Raw genomic sequence first — 22,679 nt, 5'->3', positions numbered from 1 at the left:
AATAATTAACAAATATGTTATTTTATGCTACTTCAATTTTTAACCTATAAATTTTAACATTCTTAGTGTTCTGATACTGTTTTGATGTTTATCATAGTAAGCATTGCAAAAATAAGCATCTGAAGTCCACCATCAAAAATATCAAAATAAAAATGAAGTGGTGTGGGTATTGCTAACTGCCCTATTCCTAATGGAGTTTTAGCAAGTCCACTATATACTAATTCTATAATTATTGATGCCGCTGTGATATTTCCAAATAATCTCAGGCTTAAAGACACTGGAAGCATTATTCTTTCCATTATGTTTATAGGAAGTAAAACCCATGTAGGTCTTGCATACCCAATAAAATAACTTTTTAGCCCATGTTTTTTTATAGCATACGCTTGAATAACAACAAAGCTTATAGCTGCTACTCCTGAGGTAACACTAAAATCCTTTGTTGGAGGTTCAACGCCAAATAAACCTGAAATATTCATCAATAAAAGAAAAATTACTAGAGTTCCTATATACGGTACGAACACAGCTGCTCCTTCTCCCATAGTGCTTGTTACCAAATTGTTGATACCTTCAACGATCATTTCTACTATGCTTTGTTTTTTATCTGGTATCCCTTTTTTTAATATATTTTTCACTATAATACAGAAGATTAAACAGATTAATAATATAGCCCATTCAATAATAACTGCCTCCGATATACTGAATTTATATCCCAACAAACTAAGAATTATTTTGTTTCCTTCCTCCATCAACTCACCCCTCTTAATTTTTATTTTTTAGTGATAAGCCATAAAGAATTAAGGAAGAAAAACGAAAAGTATAACCTAACATATAAGCTATTACATTAAATTTATTATGTGTAAATAGTACTGCTCCTATGATTCCTACCAAAAACATTCTAAAAAAATACCCTAAAACCATTAAAACTTTACCATTATTTCTATTTACAATAATGGCATACTCAGTTATATAACTGTTTATAAAAAAGTTTATAGTAGCAAGAAAAAATCCTAACAAGCATACAAACACATAATCAGATTTTACAAAGTAAACAACTATTCCTAGAACAAGTCCAACAATTAAATCTAAGCGGATTATACTTCTTAACAGTTGTTGAACTTCCTTGTTTTTTTTCATTTTTCCTCCTAAAATTTAATTAATAAACTTTATTATATTATCGCTGTCAGTATATTCAAATATTAAAATTTCTAATAATTTGTTGTAATTCATTTAAAATAGCGTTTTCACCGGCTATATTCATTGATTTTCTTCGCTTTGTATTGAATTTTAATTTTTCCAGTCTTTTTTAATAATTTTTTATTTATTTATCCCGTATTTATAATTTTCACAATTTGCAAACAATTATTTTTTTAATTTATTTTATTTTTTTTGTATTAGTATTGACTTTTTAACATACTATTTTGTTATATATTAATAATTTTCTTTTAATATAGTTTGAATAAACTTATCAGTTTTAATGCAATATTTGTAATAGTAAAATCATGTATTAAATTTATAATAATTTCATATTATGTAAATAAATTCATAAATAAATATGAATTAAAATATGCAATAGAGTAGAAGCTGAATAATTATTTTATTCTGCTACATAAAAAAAGAGTGACTACATTTTAAATATGTAATCACTCTTTTTTATGTTATTAAATAATAGTCTTTATAATATTATCTTTCAACTATAAGTGTTGTTCCCATTCCTCCACCTATGCAAAGTGTAGCTAAACCTTTCTTAGCATCTCTCTTTTGCATTTCGTGAAGTAATGTTACAAGTATTCTAGCACCAGATGCTCCAATTGGGTGTCCAAGTGCTATAGCTCCTCCATTTACATTTACCTTATTCATATCAAATCCTAGTTCTTTTCCAACAGCTATGAATTGAGCTGCAAATGCTTCGTTAGCTTCTATTAAATCAATATCTTCTATTGTAAGTCCAGCTTGTGCAAGAGCTGCTTTAGTTGCTCCTACTGGTCCAACTCCCATTATTGATGGGTCAACACCTTTTGAACCATAAGATACTATCTTAGCTAATGGTTTAATTCCTAATTCTTCTGCTTTTTCAGCACTCATAACAACTAATGCAGCTGCTCCGTCATTTATTCCTGAAGCGTTTCCTGCTGTAACAGTTCCGTCTTTCTTAAATGCTGGCTTTAACTTAGCTAATTTTTCTTCAGTTGTTCCGAATCTTGGGAATTCATCAGTATCAACAACTACTTCACCTTTTTTAGTTTTAACTACTACTGGAACAATTTCATCTTTAAATCTTCCTGATTTAACTGCTTGTTCTGCTAAGTTTTGAGATCTTAAACCAATAGCATCTTGTTCTTCTCTTGTAATGTTCCATTGTTCTGCAACGTTTTCAGCAGTTATTCCCATATGATATTGGTTAAATGCATCCCATAAACCGTCTTTTATCATTTCATCAATGAATTTTCCATCTCCCATTCTTTGTCCCCATCTTGCATTTGGAACTAAATAAGGAGCTTGTGACATGTTTTCCATTCCACCAGCCACAATAATATCTGCATCTCCTGCTTTTATTAATTGTGCTGCTAATGATACTGCTCTTAAACCAGAACCGCAAACCTTATTTATTGTAAAGCATGGTTTTTCAACTGGTATTCCTGCATTTATCATAGCTTGTCTAGCTGGGTTTTGACCTAGTCCTGCTTGTAAAACATTTCCCATTATAATTTCATCAACTTGACTTCCGTCAACTCCAGCTCTTTTTAAGGCTTCTTTTATAACTACTCCACCCAATTCAACTGCTGGTACATCTTTAAAAGCTCCGCCATAGCTTCCTATAGCTGTTCTTACTGCACTTGCAATAACTACTTCCCTCATGCTAAAACCCTCCTAATTTTTAATCCTTATGTTTTTAGATTTTTCTAAAGATTGTTATTTTATCATCATTTTCTATTATACTTATATTTTTTTTCATAAGCAACTCTTAATTCCCTCGTATTTGTTAATATTTTGACAATATTTAAAATATATATGGTTATTTTAAGTTTTTTGTACATTTTCTATGATTTACGTGGTATGACCAGTTTTTTTATTTATTAAACTCAAAAAAATCCGCATAACACGGATTTTTATATCATCTCAACAATAAGTCGTGTTTCCCATACTTCCACCTATACATAGAGTTGCTAATCCTCTTTTACAATTTTTCTTTTTTGTTTCATATAATAAAGTAACTAATATTTTTGCTCATAAAACCATATCTAACTTTCCTCTCAGCTTTGCCGTATAAAAAATTCGTATCTAACCTTGTTAAAAACTTCTCAATTAATTCGGCCATATACAAACATTTTTGATTATTTTTTACATATTATTCATATGCTTCAATATAGCTTCTACTATTCGATTTGAAGCTTTTCCGTCACCATATGGATTTACTGCTTTGCTCATCCTATAATATTCTTCTTCATTATTTAATAAAATATTAGCGCAGTCTACTATATTTTCAACATTAGTTCCTACCACTTTTACAGTACCTGCCTCTACGGCTTCTATTCTTTCAGTTACATCCCTTAAAACTAAAACAGGTTTTCCAAGATGAGGAGCTTCTTCTTGTATTCCTCCAGAATCCGTCATTATGAAATAGCATTTTTTCATTAGATTATGAGTATCTCTAGTATCCAAGGGTGATAAAAGATGTATTCCTTCTACTCCTTCTAAATACTTATATACTGTTTCCTTTACAACAGGATTCAAATGTACTAAATATATGATTTCTATATCTTCATTGCTTTTTTTCAATTTTAGCAAAGCCTTACATATATTTTCTATTCCGCTTCCCCAATTTTCCCTTCTATGAGCAGTGACCATTATAATTCTTTTGTTAAAATCAATTTCATTTAATTGTTGATTATCAAAAGTGTAATTTTCTTTTATGGTATAGTTCATAGCATCTATAACTGTGTTTCCAGTTATAAATATTTTATCTTCTGATACTCCTTCTTTAATTAAATTATTCTTATTCCTAGCTGTTGGCGCAAAATGAAAGTCAGCTATAGCCCCTGTAAGTTTTCTATTCATTTCCTCTGGAAAAGGAAAATATTTATTATATGTTCTAAGCCCAGCTTCTATATGTCCAACTTTTATTTTATTGTAAAAGGCTGCAAGTGAAGCTGCAAATGTGGTTGTGGTATCTCCATGAACCAGAACTATATCTGGCTGTTCCTTACTTAATATGCATTCTAAGTTTCGAAGCACATTTGTTGTAATGCCACTTAAACTCTGCTTTTCCTTCATTATATTTAAGTCATAGTTGGGTTTTATATCAAAAAGAGTTAGAACCTGGTCTAACATCTCTCTGTGTTGTGCTGTAACACATACTACTGATTCAATTTGATTGCTCTTTTCTAATTCTTTAACCAATGGAGCCATTTTTATTGCCTCTGGACGAGTTCCAAAAACGCTCATTACCTTTATTTTTCTCACGTTTTCACTCCCTATTTACTTTTGATTATGCTTAAAATAAATATCAGCTCTCGAATTTTTAAACATATCCTATTCATTATGTTTAAAAAATCCTAATTTCCAAGCAATTAATGCAATAACTATCACCACTGCTGTGAGTAAAAAATAAGATCTTGGTGTACTAATCTGCATTGCAATTATTGAAATCCCACCTAATATTGCACTAATTAGATACATTATTATTACTACTTGCTTTTGACTTAATCCCATGTCTAAAAGCCTATGATGCAAATGTCCTCTATCTGCCTGCATTATAGGTTTCCCATTTACCTTTCTTCTAATCATGGCAAATAAAGTGTCATATATAGGCAAGCCAAAAGCTAAAATTGGTACAGCTATTGCAAAGGTAGTAGCTGACTTTATAGTTCCTTCTAAGGATATAGCTGCTAATAAAAACCCTAATAACTGTGCTCCTGTATCTCCCATAAATATTGATGCTGGATTGAAGTTATATGGTAAAAAACCAAATATAGCTCCACTCAAGATTGCTGTCAAAAGTGCCGCTTCCCTTCTACTATTTATAACCGCTATAATAAAAATTGTAAAGGAACATATAAACGCTACTCCTGCTGCAAGTCCATCTACGCCATCTATTAAATTTAAAGCATTTGTAATTCCAACTACCCATAATATAGTTATAGGTATGGACCAATATCCTAAATTTATATATGAACTTCCTGTAGGAAAGGGATTTGTTACACGAATTATGTGAACTTCAAATATTACAAGAACTATGGAGGCAGCCAATTGAAATGCAAGTTTCATCCAAGGCTTTAAATCCTTCAGATCATCAATTAAGCCACCAATTACAATTATTGTTGCTCCTATTAAAATACCCCTTTCTGATTTGTTTAAATACCCTTCTTTTAAAATTATTGTGAGTAGAAAAGATATATATATAGCAATACCCCCAAGCAAAGGTATAGGCTCTTTATGTATCTTTCTTTTATCTTTAGGTATATCCAATGCTTTTATATAAAAGGCAAATTTTTTAATAAAAGGTGTTAATAAAAATGATATCAGCACTGAAATCATGGTCAAAACTTTTATACTATTCATACCCATTTTTTAACCTTCCTTTTGTTAGTATGATCCATCCCCTTTTAATGAATCATCATTATCTATCCACTCTTGAACATCTATTATTCTAAAATCCTTATTTGTGTCTCGTATAATGACCCTAGCTATACCAGCATTTATTACAAATCTTTTGCACAAAGAGCATGGCGATGCATTTTTTACCAATTCGCCATTTGTCATTTCTTTTCCCACTAAATATAATGTAGCCCCTATCATATCCTGTCTTCTTGCAGATATAATTGCATTTTGTTCCGCATGAACCGACCTGCAAAGCTCATACCTAGTTCCTCTCTCGACTTTTAACTCCTCTCTTCTACAATATCCTAAATCAGAACAATTTTTTCTTCCTCTTGGAGCTCCTGAATAACCTGATGATATAATTTCATCATTCTTTACAATTATTGCTCCAAAATTACGTCTAATACAAGTTCCTCTTTCTAATATAGTCTCACAAATATCTAAATAATAGTTATGTTTGTCTATTCTATCCATATCTTATTTTCACTCCTAAAAACGTATAACAGTTCTATTCTATATTATTCTATACCATAAAAGAAATAATTGAAAGATTTAATAAAAAACTTTAGATAAAGAATATCTTTTTGTAGAATCTTAGTTTTAATATAATATACTTATTTTAAATTAAAAAAAAGCTAAATTACAATAAATTAATTGCAACTTAGCTTTTTTATTATATATTATTTAGTTCCAAAAAGTCTATCTCCTGCATCTCCAAGGCCTGGTACTATATATCCATGCTCATTTAATTTTTCATCTATAGCTGCTGTATATATATCTATATCTGGATGAGCATCCATTACAGCCTTAATTCCATCTGGTGATGCTACAAGACACATCAATCTTATATTTTTAGCTCCTCTTTTCTTTAGAGCATTAATGGCATCTATAGCTGATCCACCTGTTGCAAGCATTGGATCTGTAACTATAATTTCTCTTTCACTTATATCTTGAGGCATCTTGCAGAAGTATTCTACAGGTTTTAACGTTTCTTCATCTCTGTATAATCCTATATGGCCAACCTTAGCTGCTGGTATAAGCTTTAACATTCCATCTACCATTCCAAGGCCAGCTCTTAGTATTGGCACTATTGCAACTTTTTTTCCTGAAAGCATCTTAGCCTTTGTTTTGCATATAGGTGTTTCTATTTCCACTTCTTCTAATGGAAAATCTCGTGTAACCTCATATGCCATAAGCATAGCTATTTCTTCTACAAGTTCTCTAAAATCCTTAGCACCTGTTTCTTTATTTCTTATTATAGATAATTTATGTAATATCAAAGGATGTGCAATTTGTGTTATCTTACCCATAAAAAATTCCTCCTACCAAACTTATATATTTTGTTCTATTTATAATACTTTTTTTCTATTTCTTTAATTTTATCAATTCTTCTTTGGTGTCTTCCACCTTCAAATTCTGTTCCTAAAAAAGTATCAACTATATCTAAAGCAAGACCTACACCTATAACTCTCTCTCCCATAGCTAATATATTTGCATTATTATGCTCACGAGTTGCATGAGCACTAAATGTATCATGACATAAAGCGGCCCTTGCTCCTGGAACCTTATTAGCTGCTATACTTATTCCTATTCCTGTTCCACATATAAGTATGCCAAATTCATAGTTTCCAGATACAACTTCCTCTGCTACCTTCTGAGCAAATTCAGGATAGTCACAAGATTCCTCTGTATATGTTCCAAAATCCTTAACTTCTAGCCCCTTTTTTTGTAGGTGTTCAATAACCGCATTTTTTAGTTTAAATCCACCATGATCGCATCCTATAGCTATCTTCATAATGTTTCCTCCTAAATTATATTTTATACAAAAAAAGAAGATACTTGTGGCATTTGCCACTATCTTCCTTTTAATTTATGCAACAATAATTCTACACTTTTGCTTAAAACATCAAATGTAGCCTTATATGTTTCCATATCACCGCCATAAGGATCTAATACATCATCTTTTAATCCTATATATTCATTTAAAGAATATACCTTATTTTTATACTCTGAAAAGGCTTTTGATATCATTTCTTTCATATAGTAAGTCATAGTCAAAATAAGATCACTTTCCCTTAAAAGCTCTTCTGTTAATTGAACAGCATTTCTTTCACTAATGTCTACCCCAAGTTTTTCCTTCACAAGTATAGCAGTATTTCTAGATGTTTTGCTGCCAGGTACAATAGAAATTCCAGCAGAATATGCTTCTACATCTTCTATATCAGATATATTATTGAATATAGCTTCAGCCATACAACTTCTACATGTATTTCCTGTGCAAACAAATAAAATCTTCATACTGTCCTCCGTTAATCATTAATATAAGTTATATCAAAACCAGCTGACTTTTTTAGTCTGTTCATAACAGCAATACCTATACCTTTTTCTTCAAAAGCCTCTGATAATATTATATCTACATTTTCATCATCAAATTCTCTTAAGGTTTTAAACAAGTTTTTACCTATGTTTCTTAAATCTTTTCTGCTTCCTAAGGACTTAACTATGCCTTTAGGATAATTTTTTATGCTTTCATCAGTTGCCATAATTCCAACTGTTTTACCTGTATCCATATAATTTTGCACCATTTCGTTAATTTTTGCAATAGTTTTTTGTAAATTACCGCTAATAATTTTTACTGGAGCTTTTGGTGCATAATGCCTATACTTCATTCCTGGAGCTTTTGGTCTAAAATCTCCTTCAGGCTTTTTCATAATGGCAGGGTCTATATATATATCTTTATGAATTTCTTTAAGCATCTCCAGAGTAACACCACCTGGTCTTAACACACAAGGAGGTTCAACAGTGCAGTCTACAATAGTAGATTCCAACCCTACATTGCATACCTCCCCACCTATTATGTAGTCAACTTTTCCCAGCAAATCTTCTATGCATCTTTCTATGTTGGTTGGACTAGGCTTTCCAGATATATTAGCTGAAGGGGCTGCTATAGGAACTCCAGATTCTTTAATGAGTTTGTTAGCCACAGCATTTGAAGGCATTCTAATTCCTATAGTATCAAGTCCTGCACTTGTTACATAAGGAATTTTAGAAGACTTTTTCATTATCAATGTTAAGGGCCCTGGCCAAAACTTATCCATCAATTTTCTTGCAATATCTGGAATTTCTTCTACTAAATCATCGATTTCAGTACTTGCTACATGCACAATAAGAGGATTATCTTGTGGTCTTCCCTTAGCAATAAAAATCTTTTTTACCGCTTCTTCATCTAAGGCATTTGCTCCAAGTCCATATACAGTTTCCGTAGGAAAAGCTACAAGTCCACCCTCTCTTATAACTTCCCCTGCTTTTTTTATTATTTCATTATTCGGCATATTACTATCTAAATATTCAACTCTTGTATCCATGTATCTTCACTTCTTTACTTTAAATTTTTAACAAACCATAAATTTGAGATGTTTACTTACCGATTATTTTATTACAACATATTAGTAATTACAAGTCCTAATATTAGCCCTAATAATATACTAAAAGTTGCAGTTTTACCATCCCATAACCTTAGAGATTCTGGAAGCATTTGTCCAAAAACTACGTAGAGCATTATTCCAGAAGCTATGGCTAAACACTCCCCTAAAACTATATTTGAGATATTACCTATGTACATTCCAACACCTGCTCCAATTAAAGTAGGAAATGCCGTTATAAATGCATAATTTAATATTCTTGATATCTTTACTCTAGATACCATAAGAGGAGCCGAAACTGCTATTCCTTCAGGTATATCATGAATGGCTATTAGTATGCTCATCTTAATTCCAAGGCTGGCGTTGGCTAAAAAACCAGCTCCCATAATAATCCCCTCAGGAAAATTATGAAGCATAAGGCCTAATGCAGCCATAAATGCAGCTTTAGTATGCGTATCACTAAAGAACCTCCCTTCATTCCCACTGAGCATATCAATTAACATAATAATAAAAATCCCAATTATAGAAAAAGTAATAGTATTAAAAAAGTTTATTTTCTCTACAGCCTCTGGAATTAAGTCGAGCATAATTATAGAAAGCATAAGCCCTGATGCAAGACCATTTATAGCGCCTATTACCTTCTTAGAAGGTGTTCTTATTATTATACCTATAGATGCGCCAATCATTGTTCCTGCCAATGAAAGTAAACTAGCAAAGGTGACTATTAAAATAACTTGTCTATCCAAAATAAATCCCCCCATTTCTAATTTATACTATTTCAGAAATGGGGAGTTTATTCTTTAATTCTATATTCTTTTATTCTTTTTATAGCCTCTTCTGTAAAATCCGCTTTTATGCAGTTTCTATATAATAAGTCTAAAAACTTATATTTAATATATCCACCTTTGTCTATTATTATATAGTAATATTCTGTTTTACTGTTTTCTTTTGTATCGTTAAAATATATATTAGCCCAGTTATTATCCTTTAAAAAATTACTATCTACTTTCTTTATGTTTTTATTTCTAAATCTTGATTTTAATATGACTATTATTTCTAATGCTTTTCCTCTATTTATAGAGTGTACTGCTTTTACTTTATTGCAGTCTATACTGTAACCCTCTCCTAGAATACCGTTTTGAATCTTCAACCTACTTCCATATTCAAATTTTAAAGTTTCTCTATTAAGTCTGATTAATATGGCAACAATTATAAAAATTTCTATTAATATTAAATATATAATTAAAAACCAAGAGGATATTTTAGAAACATATGCAACAGTTGGAAGCAAAATAAAAATAAAGCCCATAGACAGCATAAATCTTTTAATAGATTTTTTCTGCTTTCTAATGGCTTTATTTATATTCATAACTGCACCTCTATAATTATTAATATTCTAATTATTCATTCCCCATGTTCTTCATTTTTTCAGCTTGTTCTGCTGTTACTAGCGCATCTATTATTTCATCCATTTCTCCATCTAAAAAGGCATCTAGTTTGTATACAGTAACTCCTATTCTGTGGTCTGTAACTCTTCCTTGTGGATAGTTATAAGTTCTTATTCTTTCACTTCTATCTCCACTACCAACTTGGTTCTTTCTATCTGCAGAAATAGCTGCATTTCTCTCCTGCTCTGCTTTTTCGTAAAGTCTAGCTTTTAATATTTTTAAAGCCTTTTCCTTATTTTTTAGCTGAGACTTTTCATCTTGGCAAGAAACTACCATTCCTGTTGGAATATGTGTTATTCTTACAGCCGAGTCTGTAGTGTTAACGCACTGTCCACCATTACCTGAGGCTCTGAATACATCTATTCTTAAATCGTTAGGGTCTATTTCTATCTCAACATCATCAACTTCTGGAAGTACAGCAACAGTTGCTGTAGATGTATGAATTCTTCCGCTTGATTCTGTGTCTGGAACTCTTTGAACTCTGTGAACTCCACTTTCAAATTTCATCTTGCTGTATGCTCCATGGCCCTTTAACATAAATACAACTTCTTTAAATCCACCAATATCAGTTTCATTTGAACTCATAAATTCTGCTTTCCATCCATGACGCTCAGCGTATCTTGTATACATTCTAAAAAGATTAGATGCAAATAAGGCAGCTTCTTCACCGCCAGCACCAGCCCTTATTTCTATAAATACGTTCTTGTCATCATTAGGATCCTTTGGAAGAAGCGCTATTTTTAAATCTTCTTCTTTATCTTTTTTAGCTTCTTCAAGAGATTTTATCTCCTCCTGGATCATCTCTTTCATCTCTTTGTCGCTTTCCTCTGCTAACATTTCTTTGTTAGCTTCTAAATCTTCTAATATTTTCTTATACTCTCTATACTTATTAACTATAACTTCAAGCTCTGCATGTTCCTTACAAAGTTTTCTCCATTCATTTTGATTAGCCATCACACTAGGATCACTTATTTTTACAGATAATTCATCATATTTATTTTCTATAAACTCCAATTTATCTAACATTATTATATCACTCCGTAATCTCTATTTTCACATTTAACTATTATAACATAAATAATTATTGATTGACAATTGTGAATTAATCAAGTGTACCGTCATATCACCTTTTACATAAATCTAACATTTCTTTTATACTATTAATAGCAAAATCATAATTTTCAACACTGCCAAATCCATATTTCGCAAATACAAAAGGAATTCCAGCAAAAGTTGCTGCCTCATAATCCCCCTGTGTATCTCCTACATACACTACATCATCTAGATTATTTCTTTCTATAACGAGTTTTATATTTTCTCCCTTTGACATTAATGTATCTCCGAAGCACTCATAGTCTTTAATATATTTTTCAACCCCTGACTTTTCCATAAATAATTCAATATAACCAGATTCACAATTGCTGACTATGAATAAGCTGCACTTCTCTGAAAGCTTTTCAATGGTTTCTTTGACACCTGGAAATAATAGATTATCCATATTTTCTTTTAAAGCATCATGTTCATATTCAAAGCACTTATCCATTAAAAAACACCTTTGTTCCTCATTAACATCATAGAATAAATCTTCTGCTATTTTATCTACAGGCTTTCCAAACTCTTTTCTTATTATATCAAAAGTTACTCTAGCAGACGTTCCTCCTACTTCTGAAATCGCCTTATTCCAAGCTCTTATCACGACTTCCGTTGTATCCCATAAGGTACCATCAACATCAAATATTATATTTTTCATGATAGTCACCACTTTCTAGATTAATTTTATTTTATCTAATGACCTTAACAGATAAATATGCCTATTGATTTAACTTCTTATTCCTGTTACAACCCTATTAAGTCCAGCCAAATCCTTAATGCATTTAATATCCGTAAACCCTTTATCTCTTAAAATAGCTTGAACTTCCTCTCCTTGATCATATCCTATTTCAAAAGCTAAAAGCCCTCCCTTATTTAAAACTTGAAGGCTTTGCTCTGTTATCTTTCTATAAAAATCTAAACCGTCTTTTCCTCCGTCTAAAGCAATATGAGGTTCATAGTTTTTAACATCATCCATAAGAGCAGATATGACTTCCTTCTTTATATAAGGTGGATTAGACACTACTGCATCAAACTTTCTATCTTTTATTATAGCTTCATCTAATAAATCACTTTTAAAAATATTTACTTTGTCCTGTACTCCTAATTTATTTATATTTTCTTCGGTAATCTGACAAGCCATATCTGATATATCATAACAGTAGACTCTAGTATTTTCCACAAGTCTTCCTATAGAAATTCCTATAACTCCGCTACCGCAGCAAACATCACAAATCTCTCTATAGTTACTTTCTTTTATTCTTTCTATAACTTCTTCTACTAAAATTTCCGTATCAGGTCTTGGAATTAGTACTCCTTCTCTTACATTAAAATTTAATCCCATGAACTCGCACTCACCCAATATATACTTTACAGGCATTTTATTTTTTCTTAGTTCTATCATATGAAAGTATTCTTTTTCTTCTTCGAGACTAATTTCAAAATCTCTATTTATAGTTATAAATAATTTATCTTTATTTAAAACTTTTTGAAGAAGCAATTGAGCATCCAGCATATAAGTATCTATGCCAGCAGCTTTCAATATATTATATGCCTTCATTAAAGCTTGATTTATATTCAAAAATATCACCATCCACTTTTTAGTAATCAGGAGTATTTTTATTCATCACTTTCTATACCATTCTTGGTATTTCTCCACTGTTCTTTAAGACTTTCAACTGTTTCAATCCCTTCTGCTACTTTAAGAGATTGTATAGCAACTTCAAGTTGTTCTAAATCCGGTTCTTGTGTTGTAAGCTTTTGCAGCATAAGACCTGGATAAGAAAAAGTTCTACTTATTATACTATCACTTTTACCCATCCACCTTATAATCTCATAAGTAATTCCCGAAACTACTGGTAAAAGCACCACTCTATATAATATTCTCTCCCATATAGAGTTCCATCCTGTTAAAGAAAATAGTATAATGCTTACTATCATAACCAAAAATAAAAAGTTAGTTCCACACCTTGGATGAAGTCGCCCTTGTTCTTTTGCATTTTCTGGAGTTAATTCTTCTTCATTTTCATAGCAAAATATAGTTTTATGCTCCGCTCCATGATATTGAAATACCCTTTTAATATCTTTCATTTTACTTATTAGATAGATATATAATAGAAATATAGAAACTCTTATTACACCTTCAAGTATATTTAAAACTATAGTATTTTCTACACTCATTTTTTTAAATCCGTTAGCTGCAAAAGTAGGAATTATAAAAAATAATAATATGGATAGAGCTAAAGAGAAAATTAAAGATATTCCCATTATAATGTCATTAGTTTTACCTTTAAATTTTTTCTCCATCCATATGTCTAATTTTGATGGCTTATCATCCTCATCTTCCTCAAAAAAAGATGCTGAATAATTTAAAGTTTTCACTCCTAAAACCAAAGAATCAACAAGGGTTACAAACCCTCTTATTATAGGAAGAGAAAACAACTTATTTTTTTTAGTAAGAGGTGAACTTTCCTTAAAGTCTATCTCTATTTCTCCATTACTTTTCCTAACAGCAGTGGCTACCCCTTTACTTCCACGCATCATTACTCCTTCTATTACAGCCTGTCCTCCAACTGAAGTTTTCCTAGCCATATTTTCACCCCTTTTAAATTAATAGTAATATTTATTTTTCCTTTCTATGCATATACTTATCCTTATACTTAAAATAGCATCTAGGGCAAAGTGCCTCATATTTAATATTATCTTGATTATCTATTGCTATTTGTTCCCCTTCAAATACAAATTCTCCATTTACTTTTCTTCCATTAAATAAAGCTTTTTTACCACAAGAACATATAGTTTTTAATTCCTCTATACTGTGAGCTAACAAAAGAAGTCTTGTACTACCTTCAAATCCATTCATTTGGAAATCTGTACGAAGGCCATAGCATATAGTGGGAATATCCATTTTTACTGCAATTTCAAAAAGTTGATCTATCTGCTTTTCCCCAAAGAACTGAACCTCATCTACTAATATACAGTGAACCTTGCCTTTTTGCTCACACCATTTCTCTACCATTTCATATATATTTTCATTCCTATCCAATAACATGTCCACATTTCTTGTCACACCTAACCTTGAAACCACTGTATTACCACCTTTGGTGTCAGTTTTAGGTTTTATGATTATTACCTTCATTCCTCTTTCTTCATAATTATGAGCTACTTGTAATAAGTTTGTTGATTTTCCACTGTTCATAGCTCCATATCTAAAATATAGTTTACTCATATTGACTTTTATCCTCCACACTATAATATTACAATACTTTATTATATCACTAATTCATTTTACATGTATATTCCTTTGGTTTTCCCAGCTCGTTTATTAACGTAAATATGAACAGCATTATATAGAACTATTTCTTTAGTACTGCTATATTAACATAATTTTATTTATATTTCTATTTCAAAAGTTCTGGAAATAGTGCAAAGCTTTATTTTTCTTATTTTTTATTGATATTTAACTTATGTTATGCTATAATTCTAAGAGTTGACAAATCGGTTTGAATTATTCTACCAAAGAATAATATCTTAAGCGAGGTGAAATATAATGAAGGAAGGATTACATCCTGAATATTACCACGATGCAGTAGTTAAATGTGCTTGTGGAAACACTTTTACTACTGGTTCAACTAAAAAAGAACTTAAAGTCGATGTATGTTCTAGCTGCCACCCATTCTATACTGGAAAACAAAAAGTTTTAGATACAGGTGGAAGAGTTGAAAAATTCATGAAAAAATACAACTTAAAAGCAGACAACAAATAGTTAAAAAAATGGGAAAGATTTTATCTTTCCCATTTTTCTTTGTTAAACATTCCTAAGAATTCTTTATTATCCTTTGTTTTCGAAAGTAAATTAATAAGCTTTTCTGTTACGGCTGCTGGATTATTTTCATTGTAAAGAACCTTTCTTATAGTAAAAGCAGCTTCTAATTCCTCTGGTGTTAAAAGCAAATCTTCTCTTCTAGTTCCTGACTTATAAATATCTATAGCAGGGAATATCCTTTTCTCTTCAAGTCTTCTATCTAAATGTACTTCCATATTACCTGTCCCTTTAAACTCTTCAAAAATCATATCATCCATTCTGCTTCCAGTATCTACAAGAGCTGTTGCAAGTATTGTAAGACTTCCACCTTCCTCAATATTTCTTGCAGCACCAAAGAACTTTTTAGGCATTATAAGAGCTCCTGGGTCAAGTCCACCTGATAGAGTTCTTCCAGTTGGATTAATAGTTAAGTTATATGCTCTTGCAAGCCTTGTCAAACTATCTAATAGCACTATAACATCCTGTCCTTGTTCAACCATTCTTTTAGCTCTTTCAAGTACCATATATGCAACTTTTGTATGATGCTCTGGCTCTTCATCAAAAGTAGAGTAAATAACCTCACCCTTAATAGATCTTTGCATATCTGTAACTTCTTCTGGTCTTTCATCTATTAATAACACTATTAACTTAGATTCTGGATGATTTATAGCTATACTATTGGCAACTTTTTTAAGAAGTGTAGTCTTTCCGGCCTTTGGCGGAGCAACTATTATTCCTCTTTGACCTTTCCCTATAGGGGAAATTATATCCATAAGCCTTGAAGATAAGTCTGATTGACTTGTTTCCAATTTTATTCTTTCATTTGGATAAATAGGTGTTAACTTTTCAAATCTTTGTCTTCCTACAGCCTTTTCTGGATTCTCTCCATTTATTTTTTCAACATATATTAGAGCTTGGAACTTTTCTCCTTCTTTAGCTGTTCTGATTTTTCCTTCTACCTCATCTCCAGTTTTTAAATTGAATCTTCTTATTTGAGATGGCGACACATATATGTCTTTAGGTCCTGTTAGATAATTTTCTCCCCTTAAAAATCCGTAATTGTTATTTTCAACAATCTCTAGAACACCCTTTGCACTATCACACTCACTTATAATTTCCTTCAGATTTTTCCCTTTATCTACATTGCCTTCCGTCTCGTCAATTTCATTAAGATCTTCTGATACTTTAGCTTCCATATGTACATTTTCAGTCTTTTCCTTAATTTCTTCTTTAGCTTCAGTTTCTACATTATGTACAGTCTTAGGACTTATTTTTTCTGTTAAAACAACTCCATTTTTATTTATAGAAATGGGCGATTTTTTACTAATCTCTTCTATAAGATCTGCTTTCTTTAATTTTGAACATCCTACAATTCCTAATTCCTTAGCTATTTTTCTCAGTTCAACAACCGTCATAGCATTTAAATCTTTATTAGCCAAAAATAGCACCTCCATATTTTTTATTATATATATATAATCCTTGGGAAAATTGTTCAGACTAAAGTATTGGATATGCAATGCCTATTAGATTATACTCCATTTTTTGTTTTTTATCTACTTTTTTTAAAATAAAAAAGCAATCTGTATATAATATTAACAGATTACTTACAACATATTCAATTTATTAGAACATTGCATATATCTTTTCATTTACTTCTTTATATTTATTTATCTTTTCCTCAACTTTTTCTTTATCTCCTATAAAAAATATAGGGTATCCTATATTTTCGCATCCTCCAATCACCATGCTGCCATTTATAATGTTAGCGATGTCGTAAGAATAGCAGTGCTTTTCTCCACACATAGGGCATTTTACATTAAGATGGATTTCCTTCTTTGGAAAGAAATTAATCTCTATATGTTTGAAATACTTATTTATATCTGCAATATTGAATATATATATTCTTTTCACATCATACTGGCCCAAACTATTTTTAAACGCTGCACTAACCACAGTATTTATTAACAATTACTTTCACCCCCATCTTATTAATTAAATTCTATATATATTTAATATTTCCTTCAAAACAATCTAAAGAAACCAAGAAAAAGGTGAACTAATTTTAATAAATAATGCCTATCATGCAGAATATAATAATCAGAACATTTGTCATACAACTTCTCAACAATCTTGCAATCATCTATACAAAGTGATTTAATCCTATATCCATTTACTAAATTTAAATCAATAGTTTTATTTCTATTCCTTGTGACTTAGTATTTTCTAATAATCCAGTTACCAAAAATCCAACTGCCACAAGCTGATATTTATTATTTAGTTTAGGACATAATACACAATTATCTAAAAATATTAAAATTAGAATAAAATAATAAAAACGAAGAAAAAAACAAAAGTCCATAGATGAATCTCTATGGACTTTTGTTTAATTTAGTTTATTTATCAATAATTTTTGTTTAAAGTCATATATTCAACTCATACTTGGCAGACTTGATACTACATGGCTAGTCACTATTTTATGCCTTGCTATTTTTTATATTAGAGCTTCTTTGCGTAGTGAAACTTTCCTAAATGCAAATCTCATACGGAATGTTTAATATTAAAGATTGTCACAATTTATTTATTTTGCAGCGCTGCCTTTATAAAATCTCTAAACAATGGATGAGGTCTGTTAGGTCTTGATTTAAATTCTGGATGAAATTGAGTTGCTACAAACCAAGGATGATCTTCAACTTCTACTATTTCAACCAGCCTATTATCTGGACTAACACCAGTAATCTTAAGTCCAGCTTTTGTGATTTCTTTTCTGTATTCATTATTAAACTCATATCTATGTCTATGTCTTTCGTAGATTACCTGCTGTCCATAAGCTTTAAAAGCTTTAGAACCTTCTTCAAGCTTGCAAGGATAAATTCCAAGTCTCATAGTGCCGCCTTTTTCATCTATATCCTTCTGTTCTGGCATTAAATCAATCACTGGATAAGTGGTATTTTTATCTATTTCTGAACTGTTAGCATCTTTAAATGATAAGACATTTCTCGCAAATTCTATGACTGAACACTGCATTCCAAGACATATTCCAAGGAAAGATATCCTTTTAGTTCTTGCATATTTTATAGCTTCTATTTTCCCTTCTATTCCTCTATCTCCAAAACCTCCTGGAACTAAGATACCGTCTATACCTTCTAAATAATTATCTACATTTTGAGAATTAACTTCTTCTGCATTAATCCACTTAATCTCCACATTTGAATCATTAGCAAACCCTCCATGACTTAATGCTTCTACAACTGAAAGATAAGCATCATGAAGCTCCACATATTTGCCTACAAGCCCTATAGTTACATTTTCTTTTAAATTCTTAATTCTATTAAGCATTTCTAACCACTCTGTATTATCTATTTCGTTACAAGTTAATTCTAGTTTTTTACAAACCAAAGTATCTAAACCTTCCTCATGAAGCATTATTGGAATCTCATAAAGATTTTCAGCATCTAAATTTTGTATCACCGCATCAGCATCTACATTACAGAATAATCCGATCTTCTCTTTTACCTCAGCTGACAAAGGTTTTTCTGTACGACACACTAATATATCTGGCTGAATACCAATACCCCTTAATTCTTTAACTGAATGCTGCGTTGGTTTAGTTTTAATCTCCCCAGCCTTTCCAAGATAAGGTATTAAGGTTACATGGATAAAGCATACATTTTCACGTCCAACTTCATATTTTATTTGCCTTATAGCTTCTAAAAATGGCAGAGATTCTATATCTCCCACTGTTCCACCTATTTCTGTTATAACCACATCCACATCTTTTTCCTTAGCTACTCTATAAACCCTTGACTTAAGCTCATTTGTTATATGTGGTATTACTTGAACAGTACCTCCTAAATAATCTCCTCTTCTTTCCTTTTGAAGTACAGACCAGTATACTCTTCCTGTGGTAACATTGCTGTTTTGGCTTAAATTTTCATCTATAAATCTTTCATAATGTCCTAAGTCCAAATCTGTTTCTGCACCATCATCCGTTACAAAAACCTCACCATGTTGATAAGGACTCATAGTGCCTGGATCTACATTTAGGTATGGATCAAATTTTTGTATAGAAACTTTTAACCCTCTATTTTTCAATAATCTCCCAAGTGAAGCTGCTGTTATTCCTTTCCCTAGAGAAGACACAACTCCTCCAGTCACAAATACATATTTAGTGCTCAATATAACTCCTCCTTTGATATAAAAAACTATTGACATATTGTTTATAAACCTTTATAATAAAAATTACCCTATAAAATAGGGTTGCTGTATGACAAAATCAAAAACATAGATAGTATAATATCACATTTTTTATAATTGTGCTAGTCCTTTTTTGTGTTTTTTGAATTTTTATTATCTACTTAAGTTCTTCAATTCTCTTTTCCGCTTGAAAATACGCCTCTCTAAACTCTTTATTTATAAAAAACTTTTCTTGAGCTTTTTTTACATTATAATTTACAACTCTTCTACTATCTATAGAAAAGTCTTCATTAATTTTATTCATATCGTCACATTTATACTTTTTTAAAAGTAAGAAAAAAAGATATTTAAATTCCTTATCTTCTAATATTTTAAAGAGTTCACCTCTATTTATACCTTTCATAGAACATATTATTTCTATTATTTTTTCATAGTTTTCCATCATATACATAAACTTCACCTCATTTAGAATTATTATCCATAAAACTTAAATTTAAACTTATTGTTTATTATTTTTTAAATAAAAACTCACTTAATATACAAAAGTATACTAAGTGAGTCGTAAATTAAACGAATTAATATTTTTATATTATATAACTATTTTACTTTTATATCTATATTTAATATAGTCTTTAAAGGTTTCTGTCCAGCTAGTGCCATATTATAGTCTATAGAAATCTTTCCACCATTGTCATTTACATTTATATCAAGCTTGTTTGTTTGAACTACAAGCTCTAAAGCTCCATATGGAGTATTATACATGGATACATCGCTAGCCTTATCTTTAAACTCTACCTTTGCATTGGTGCTTCCCATCCTTATAAGAGTAAACTCATCCGGCTTAATTTTCAAAGTAGTGGTAGTGCCTTCCATCCCTGATATTTCTGTTTCATCATAAATTGCATAATAGCAATTGTTTTTCTTATAGAACTTCCCTTTAGTTACAACTTCTACAGCTTCCTCTTCATTTCCAACCTGCTTACTTCCCACAGATATGATTGCATCTCTTTGCATATCCAACCTACCTTCCTAGACTATTAAATATCTGCTTAATTCTTCTTCTACAGCCGGTTTTACCTTTATAGACTTGTTATAAGGCTTTCCATATCTTCCATAAATGACATCTAACTTTTCTTCTTCTCTACCCTTAGAATATCTTCCAGCAACTTTAGCTGCAAAGTTTATGTCTTCTTCTGTTGCATCTCCTATTATAACTACCATAGAACCTTTAAAGTCTTTAACTAAAAATCCTAAATCTTCTTCTCTTAAATATTTTTTTAGAAAATTCGCTTCTTCTGCAGTTCTAGTTGATATGATTTTTGCATTTTGAGAAACTCTAAAATGTCTTCCTATTTTTAAAAGTTCAATTTCTCTTTGGGTAGGATTTTCTTTATGCTGTACTAGTTCTTTGAGTCTTACAGAAAAATTAGGATCTGTAAGCTTGCATCCGCCAGCTGGAGATGGATAGTCCTTTATTCCCCACTTTTCTGCAAGCTCCATTTGAACTTTTCTGCTTCTACCTGTTATTCCCAAAAGTTTCTCTCTATCTACTAATCCATTTAACTCCATTTCTGTTGGAGGAAGCGCTTTTGCTGAAAGGGGCCTTAGTATTTTATCCGCAAATCCAGATTCTTTTTTCACTATATTTAAAGAAGCCTTATTTTGAGACATAGGTCTCTGATTTAATACTTCTCCTGTTATAATAAAATCCGCATTAAACTTATCCAATAATTCTCCCGCATATCTCATCATCATAGCATGACAATCAATGCATGGATTCATATTCTTTCCATGTCCATGTTTAGGATTCTTGGTCACATTAAAATGTTCATCAGAAAAGTCTACAATTTCTAAAGGTATATCTATTTGTTTAGCCATTCTTATGGCGTTGTCTGGACCAAAAAAGTATGACTTGAAAGTTATTCCTATAACATCTATTCCCTGTTCTTTTATTAACTTTGCAGCTAATATACTGTCCAATCCACCTGATATTAGGGCTAATGCTCTTGTCATATTGTTCCCCTTTCTAGTTGCTATAAATCATTATAAATTATTTCTTTCAATGGCAAGTTCTATAAGTTCGCTTATTAAATCGCCATAAGATTTACCATCTGCCTGCCACATCTTAGGATACATACTTATCTTAGTAAATCCTGGTATAGTATTTACTTCGTTTAAATATGCTTCCTCTGTTTCCTTATCTACTAAAAAGTCAACTCTTGCTAATCCTGCACAGTCTAAAATTTTATATATTTTAATAGCAAGCTGTCTTATTTCTTCAAGCTTATCTTGGCTTAAAGCTGCTGGAATTAAAAGCTTAGATTCCGCATTAGAATATTTAGCCTCATAATCATAAAATTCATTTGCAGGAATTATCTCTCCTGGAGTTGCAGCTGTAGGCTCATCATTTCCTAATACAGCCACCTCAACTTCCCTTGCATTAATAGCTTCCTCAACCAAAATTTTTCTATCGAATTTTAATGCTTCTTCAAGTCCTTTTTCTAGTTCTTCTCTATTATGTGCTTTAGTTATTCCTACAGAAGAACCGCTGTTTGAAGGTTTGATAAACACTGCATATCCTAACTTATTTTCAATTTCCTCTAATAAGCTTTCCTTATTTTTTCTATATTCATAAGCATTTACTACTACATAGTTTGCTTGTTTTATTCCAAAGTTCTCAAGAAGATATTTTGTATAAACTTTGTCCATACACACAGCAGAAGACATAACTCCAGGACCTACACAAGGAATGCCTAAAAGTTTACATAAGCCTTGTATGGTTCCATCTTCCCCATATAATCCGTGCATTACAGGAAAAACTACATCAACTTCTCTATTAAAAAGTATTTCTTGACCATTTGGTGATTTATAAAACTCATCCTTTTCCCATTCTCCATTTTCGATTTTATCAATTGCTCCTGTATATTCGAACCATTTTCCATCCTTTGTTATACCTATTGGATATACATCATATTTACTTAAATCAATATTTCTTAATACCGAAGACGCTGAAACACGTGATACCTCATGCTCTGTTGACTGCCCTCCGAAAAGAATAGCTACCTTCTTCTTCATAACTTCATCTCCCTCACAGCTTTATACTTGACAAGTAAAATCAGCTTA

General features: G+C 31.0%; 25 protein-coding genes. 1 reads left to right on the top strand and 24 read right to left on the bottom strand.

Going from position 1 to position 22,679, the window contains the following annotated elements; genetic code table 11:
- Positions 1-62: 62 nt before the first annotated feature.
- The 17 genes from CPAL_RS09625 to CPAL_RS09545 form a co-directional block, all read right to left on the bottom strand.
- Positions 63-746: a F0F1 ATP synthase subunit A gene (locus CPAL_RS09625; protein ID WP_061857999.1), complete on the bottom strand. Its 684-nt coding sequence runs from the start codon at positions 744-746 to the stop codon at positions 63-65.
- A 13-nt stretch (positions 747-759) separates the two neighbouring features.
- Entirely contained in the window at positions 760-1,134 is a 375-nt protein-coding gene (locus CPAL_RS09620) for an ATP synthase subunit I (RefSeq protein ID WP_061858000.1), read from the bottom strand.
- Between the two features lie 546 nt (positions 1,135-1,680).
- Positions 1,681-2,856 (bottom strand): acetyl-CoA C-acetyltransferase, encoded by a 1,176-nt coding sequence (locus CPAL_RS09615; RefSeq protein WP_061858001.1) that lies wholly within the window; start codon positions 2,854-2,856, stop codon positions 1,681-1,683.
- Between the two features lie 483 nt (positions 2,857-3,339).
- Positions 3,340-4,461, bottom strand: a complete 1,122-nt coding sequence (wecB, locus tag CPAL_RS09610) for a non-hydrolyzing UDP-N-acetylglucosamine 2-epimerase (protein WP_165815314.1) — start codon at positions 4,459-4,461, stop codon at positions 3,340-3,342.
- A 69-nt stretch (positions 4,462-4,530) separates the two neighbouring features.
- On the bottom strand, positions 4,531-5,559 hold the full coding sequence (locus CPAL_RS09605) for an MraY family glycosyltransferase (RefSeq protein WP_106024595.1): 1,029 nt from the start codon (positions 5,557-5,559) through the stop codon (positions 4,531-4,533).
- Positions 5,560-5,583: 24 nt separating this feature from the next.
- Positions 5,584-6,072, bottom strand: a complete 489-nt coding sequence (locus tag CPAL_RS09600; protein WP_061858003.1) for a deoxycytidylate deaminase — start codon at positions 6,070-6,072, stop codon at positions 5,584-5,586.
- Positions 6,073-6,278: 206 nt separating this feature from the next.
- The gene (gene upp, locus CPAL_RS09595) at positions 6,279-6,908 is read right to left on the bottom strand and encodes a uracil phosphoribosyltransferase (protein ID WP_061858004.1); all 630 of its coding nucleotides are present in this window, start codon (positions 6,906-6,908) and stop codon (positions 6,279-6,281) included.
- 35 nt (positions 6,909-6,943) lie between these two features.
- Positions 6,944-7,393 carry a ribose 5-phosphate isomerase B gene (gene rpiB, locus CPAL_RS09590; protein ID WP_061858005.1) on the bottom strand — a complete coding sequence of 150 codons (450 nt, stop codon included), beginning with the start codon at positions 7,391-7,393 and terminating at the stop codon, positions 6,944-6,946.
- A 59-nt stretch (positions 7,394-7,452) separates the two neighbouring features.
- Positions 7,453-7,896, bottom strand: a complete 444-nt coding sequence (locus tag CPAL_RS09585) for a low molecular weight protein arginine phosphatase (protein WP_061858006.1) — start codon at positions 7,894-7,896, stop codon at positions 7,453-7,455.
- Between the two features lie 11 nt (positions 7,897-7,907).
- The gene (locus CPAL_RS09580; RefSeq protein ID WP_106024497.1) at positions 7,908-8,963 is read right to left on the bottom strand and encodes an L-threonylcarbamoyladenylate synthase; all 1,056 of its coding nucleotides are present in this window, start codon (positions 8,961-8,963) and stop codon (positions 7,908-7,910) included.
- 71 nt (positions 8,964-9,034) lie between these two features.
- Complete coding sequence (locus CPAL_RS09575) at positions 9,035-9,766, bottom strand: ZIP family metal transporter (protein ID WP_082787839.1); 732 nt, start codon at positions 9,764-9,766, stop codon at positions 9,035-9,037.
- A gap of 47 nt (positions 9,767-9,813) precedes the next feature.
- The gene (locus CPAL_RS09570; RefSeq protein ID WP_061858009.1) at positions 9,814-10,389 is read right to left on the bottom strand and encodes a hypothetical protein; all 576 of its coding nucleotides are present in this window, start codon (positions 10,387-10,389) and stop codon (positions 9,814-9,816) included.
- Between the two features lie 31 nt (positions 10,390-10,420).
- On the bottom strand, positions 10,421-11,497 hold the full coding sequence (gene prfA, locus CPAL_RS09565) for a peptide chain release factor 1 (protein WP_061858010.1): 1,077 nt from the start codon (positions 11,495-11,497) through the stop codon (positions 10,421-10,423).
- Between the two features lie 94 nt (positions 11,498-11,591).
- Positions 11,592-12,218 (bottom strand): HAD family hydrolase, encoded by a 627-nt coding sequence (locus CPAL_RS09560; RefSeq protein WP_061858011.1) that lies wholly within the window; start codon positions 12,216-12,218, stop codon positions 11,592-11,594.
- Positions 12,219-12,287: 69 nt separating this feature from the next.
- On the bottom strand, positions 12,288-13,151 hold the full coding sequence (gene prmC / locus CPAL_RS09555) for a peptide chain release factor N(5)-glutamine methyltransferase (RefSeq protein ID WP_165815313.1): 864 nt from the start codon (positions 13,149-13,151) through the stop codon (positions 12,288-12,290).
- Positions 13,152-13,177: 26 nt separating this feature from the next.
- Positions 13,178-14,149, bottom strand: a complete 972-nt coding sequence (locus CPAL_RS09550; RefSeq protein ID WP_061858013.1) for a DUF1385 domain-containing protein — start codon at positions 14,147-14,149, stop codon at positions 13,178-13,180.
- Between the two features lie 31 nt (positions 14,150-14,180).
- Positions 14,181-14,786 (bottom strand): thymidine kinase, encoded by a 606-nt coding sequence (locus CPAL_RS09545; protein WP_061858014.1) that lies wholly within the window; start codon positions 14,784-14,786, stop codon positions 14,181-14,183.
- A gap of 321 nt (positions 14,787-15,107) precedes the next feature.
- Between CPAL_RS09545 and rpmE the strand changes: the two genes are divergently transcribed.
- Positions 15,108-15,323 carry a 50S ribosomal protein L31 gene (gene rpmE / locus CPAL_RS09540; RefSeq protein ID WP_061858015.1) on the top strand — a complete coding sequence of 72 codons (216 nt, stop codon included), beginning with the start codon at positions 15,108-15,110 and terminating at the stop codon, positions 15,321-15,323.
- A gap of 20 nt (positions 15,324-15,343) precedes the next feature.
- On the opposite strand, the gene rho is transcribed toward rpmE, so the two are convergent.
- From rho to CPAL_RS09500, 7 genes are all read right to left on the bottom strand, one after another.
- The gene (gene rho / locus CPAL_RS09535) at positions 15,344-16,801 is read right to left on the bottom strand and encodes a transcription termination factor Rho (RefSeq protein WP_061858016.1); all 1,458 of its coding nucleotides are present in this window, start codon (positions 16,799-16,801) and stop codon (positions 15,344-15,346) included.
- 184 nt (positions 16,802-16,985) lie between these two features.
- Positions 16,986-17,330, bottom strand: coding sequence for a hypothetical protein (locus tag CPAL_RS09530; protein ID WP_061858017.1), 345 nt, complete (start codon positions 17,328-17,330; stop codon positions 16,986-16,988).
- Positions 17,331-17,936: 606 nt separating this feature from the next.
- The gene (locus tag CPAL_RS09520; RefSeq protein WP_106024494.1) at positions 17,937-19,538 is read right to left on the bottom strand and encodes a CTP synthase; all 1,602 of its coding nucleotides are present in this window, start codon (positions 19,536-19,538) and stop codon (positions 17,937-17,939) included.
- A 175-nt stretch (positions 19,539-19,713) separates the two neighbouring features.
- A complete protein-coding gene (locus CPAL_RS09515; RefSeq protein WP_061858020.1) occupies positions 19,714-20,007 on the bottom strand; it encodes a hypothetical protein in 294 nt (97 codons plus the stop codon).
- A gap of 146 nt (positions 20,008-20,153) precedes the next feature.
- Positions 20,154-20,570, bottom strand: coding sequence for a YwiB family protein (locus tag CPAL_RS09510; protein ID WP_061858061.1), 417 nt, complete (start codon positions 20,568-20,570; stop codon positions 20,154-20,156).
- A 15-nt stretch (positions 20,571-20,585) separates the two neighbouring features.
- Positions 20,586-21,569, bottom strand: a complete 984-nt coding sequence (locus CPAL_RS09505; protein ID WP_061858021.1) for a DUF814 domain-containing protein — start codon at positions 21,567-21,569, stop codon at positions 20,586-20,588.
- 30 nt (positions 21,570-21,599) lie between these two features.
- Positions 21,600-22,631, bottom strand: coding sequence for a D-alanine--D-alanine ligase family protein (locus CPAL_RS09500; protein ID WP_061858022.1), 1,032 nt, complete (start codon positions 22,629-22,631; stop codon positions 21,600-21,602).
- Positions 22,632-22,679: the final 48 nt, after the last annotated feature.

It is taken from the genome of Clostridium thermopalmarium DSM 5974 (genome assembly GCF_002995795.1).
In the GTDB taxonomy this organism is placed as follows: Bacteria; Bacillota; Clostridia; order Clostridiales; family Clostridiaceae; genus Clostridium_H; species Clostridium_H thermopalmarium.
This window is presented reverse-complemented; position numbering and strand designations above follow the sequence as displayed.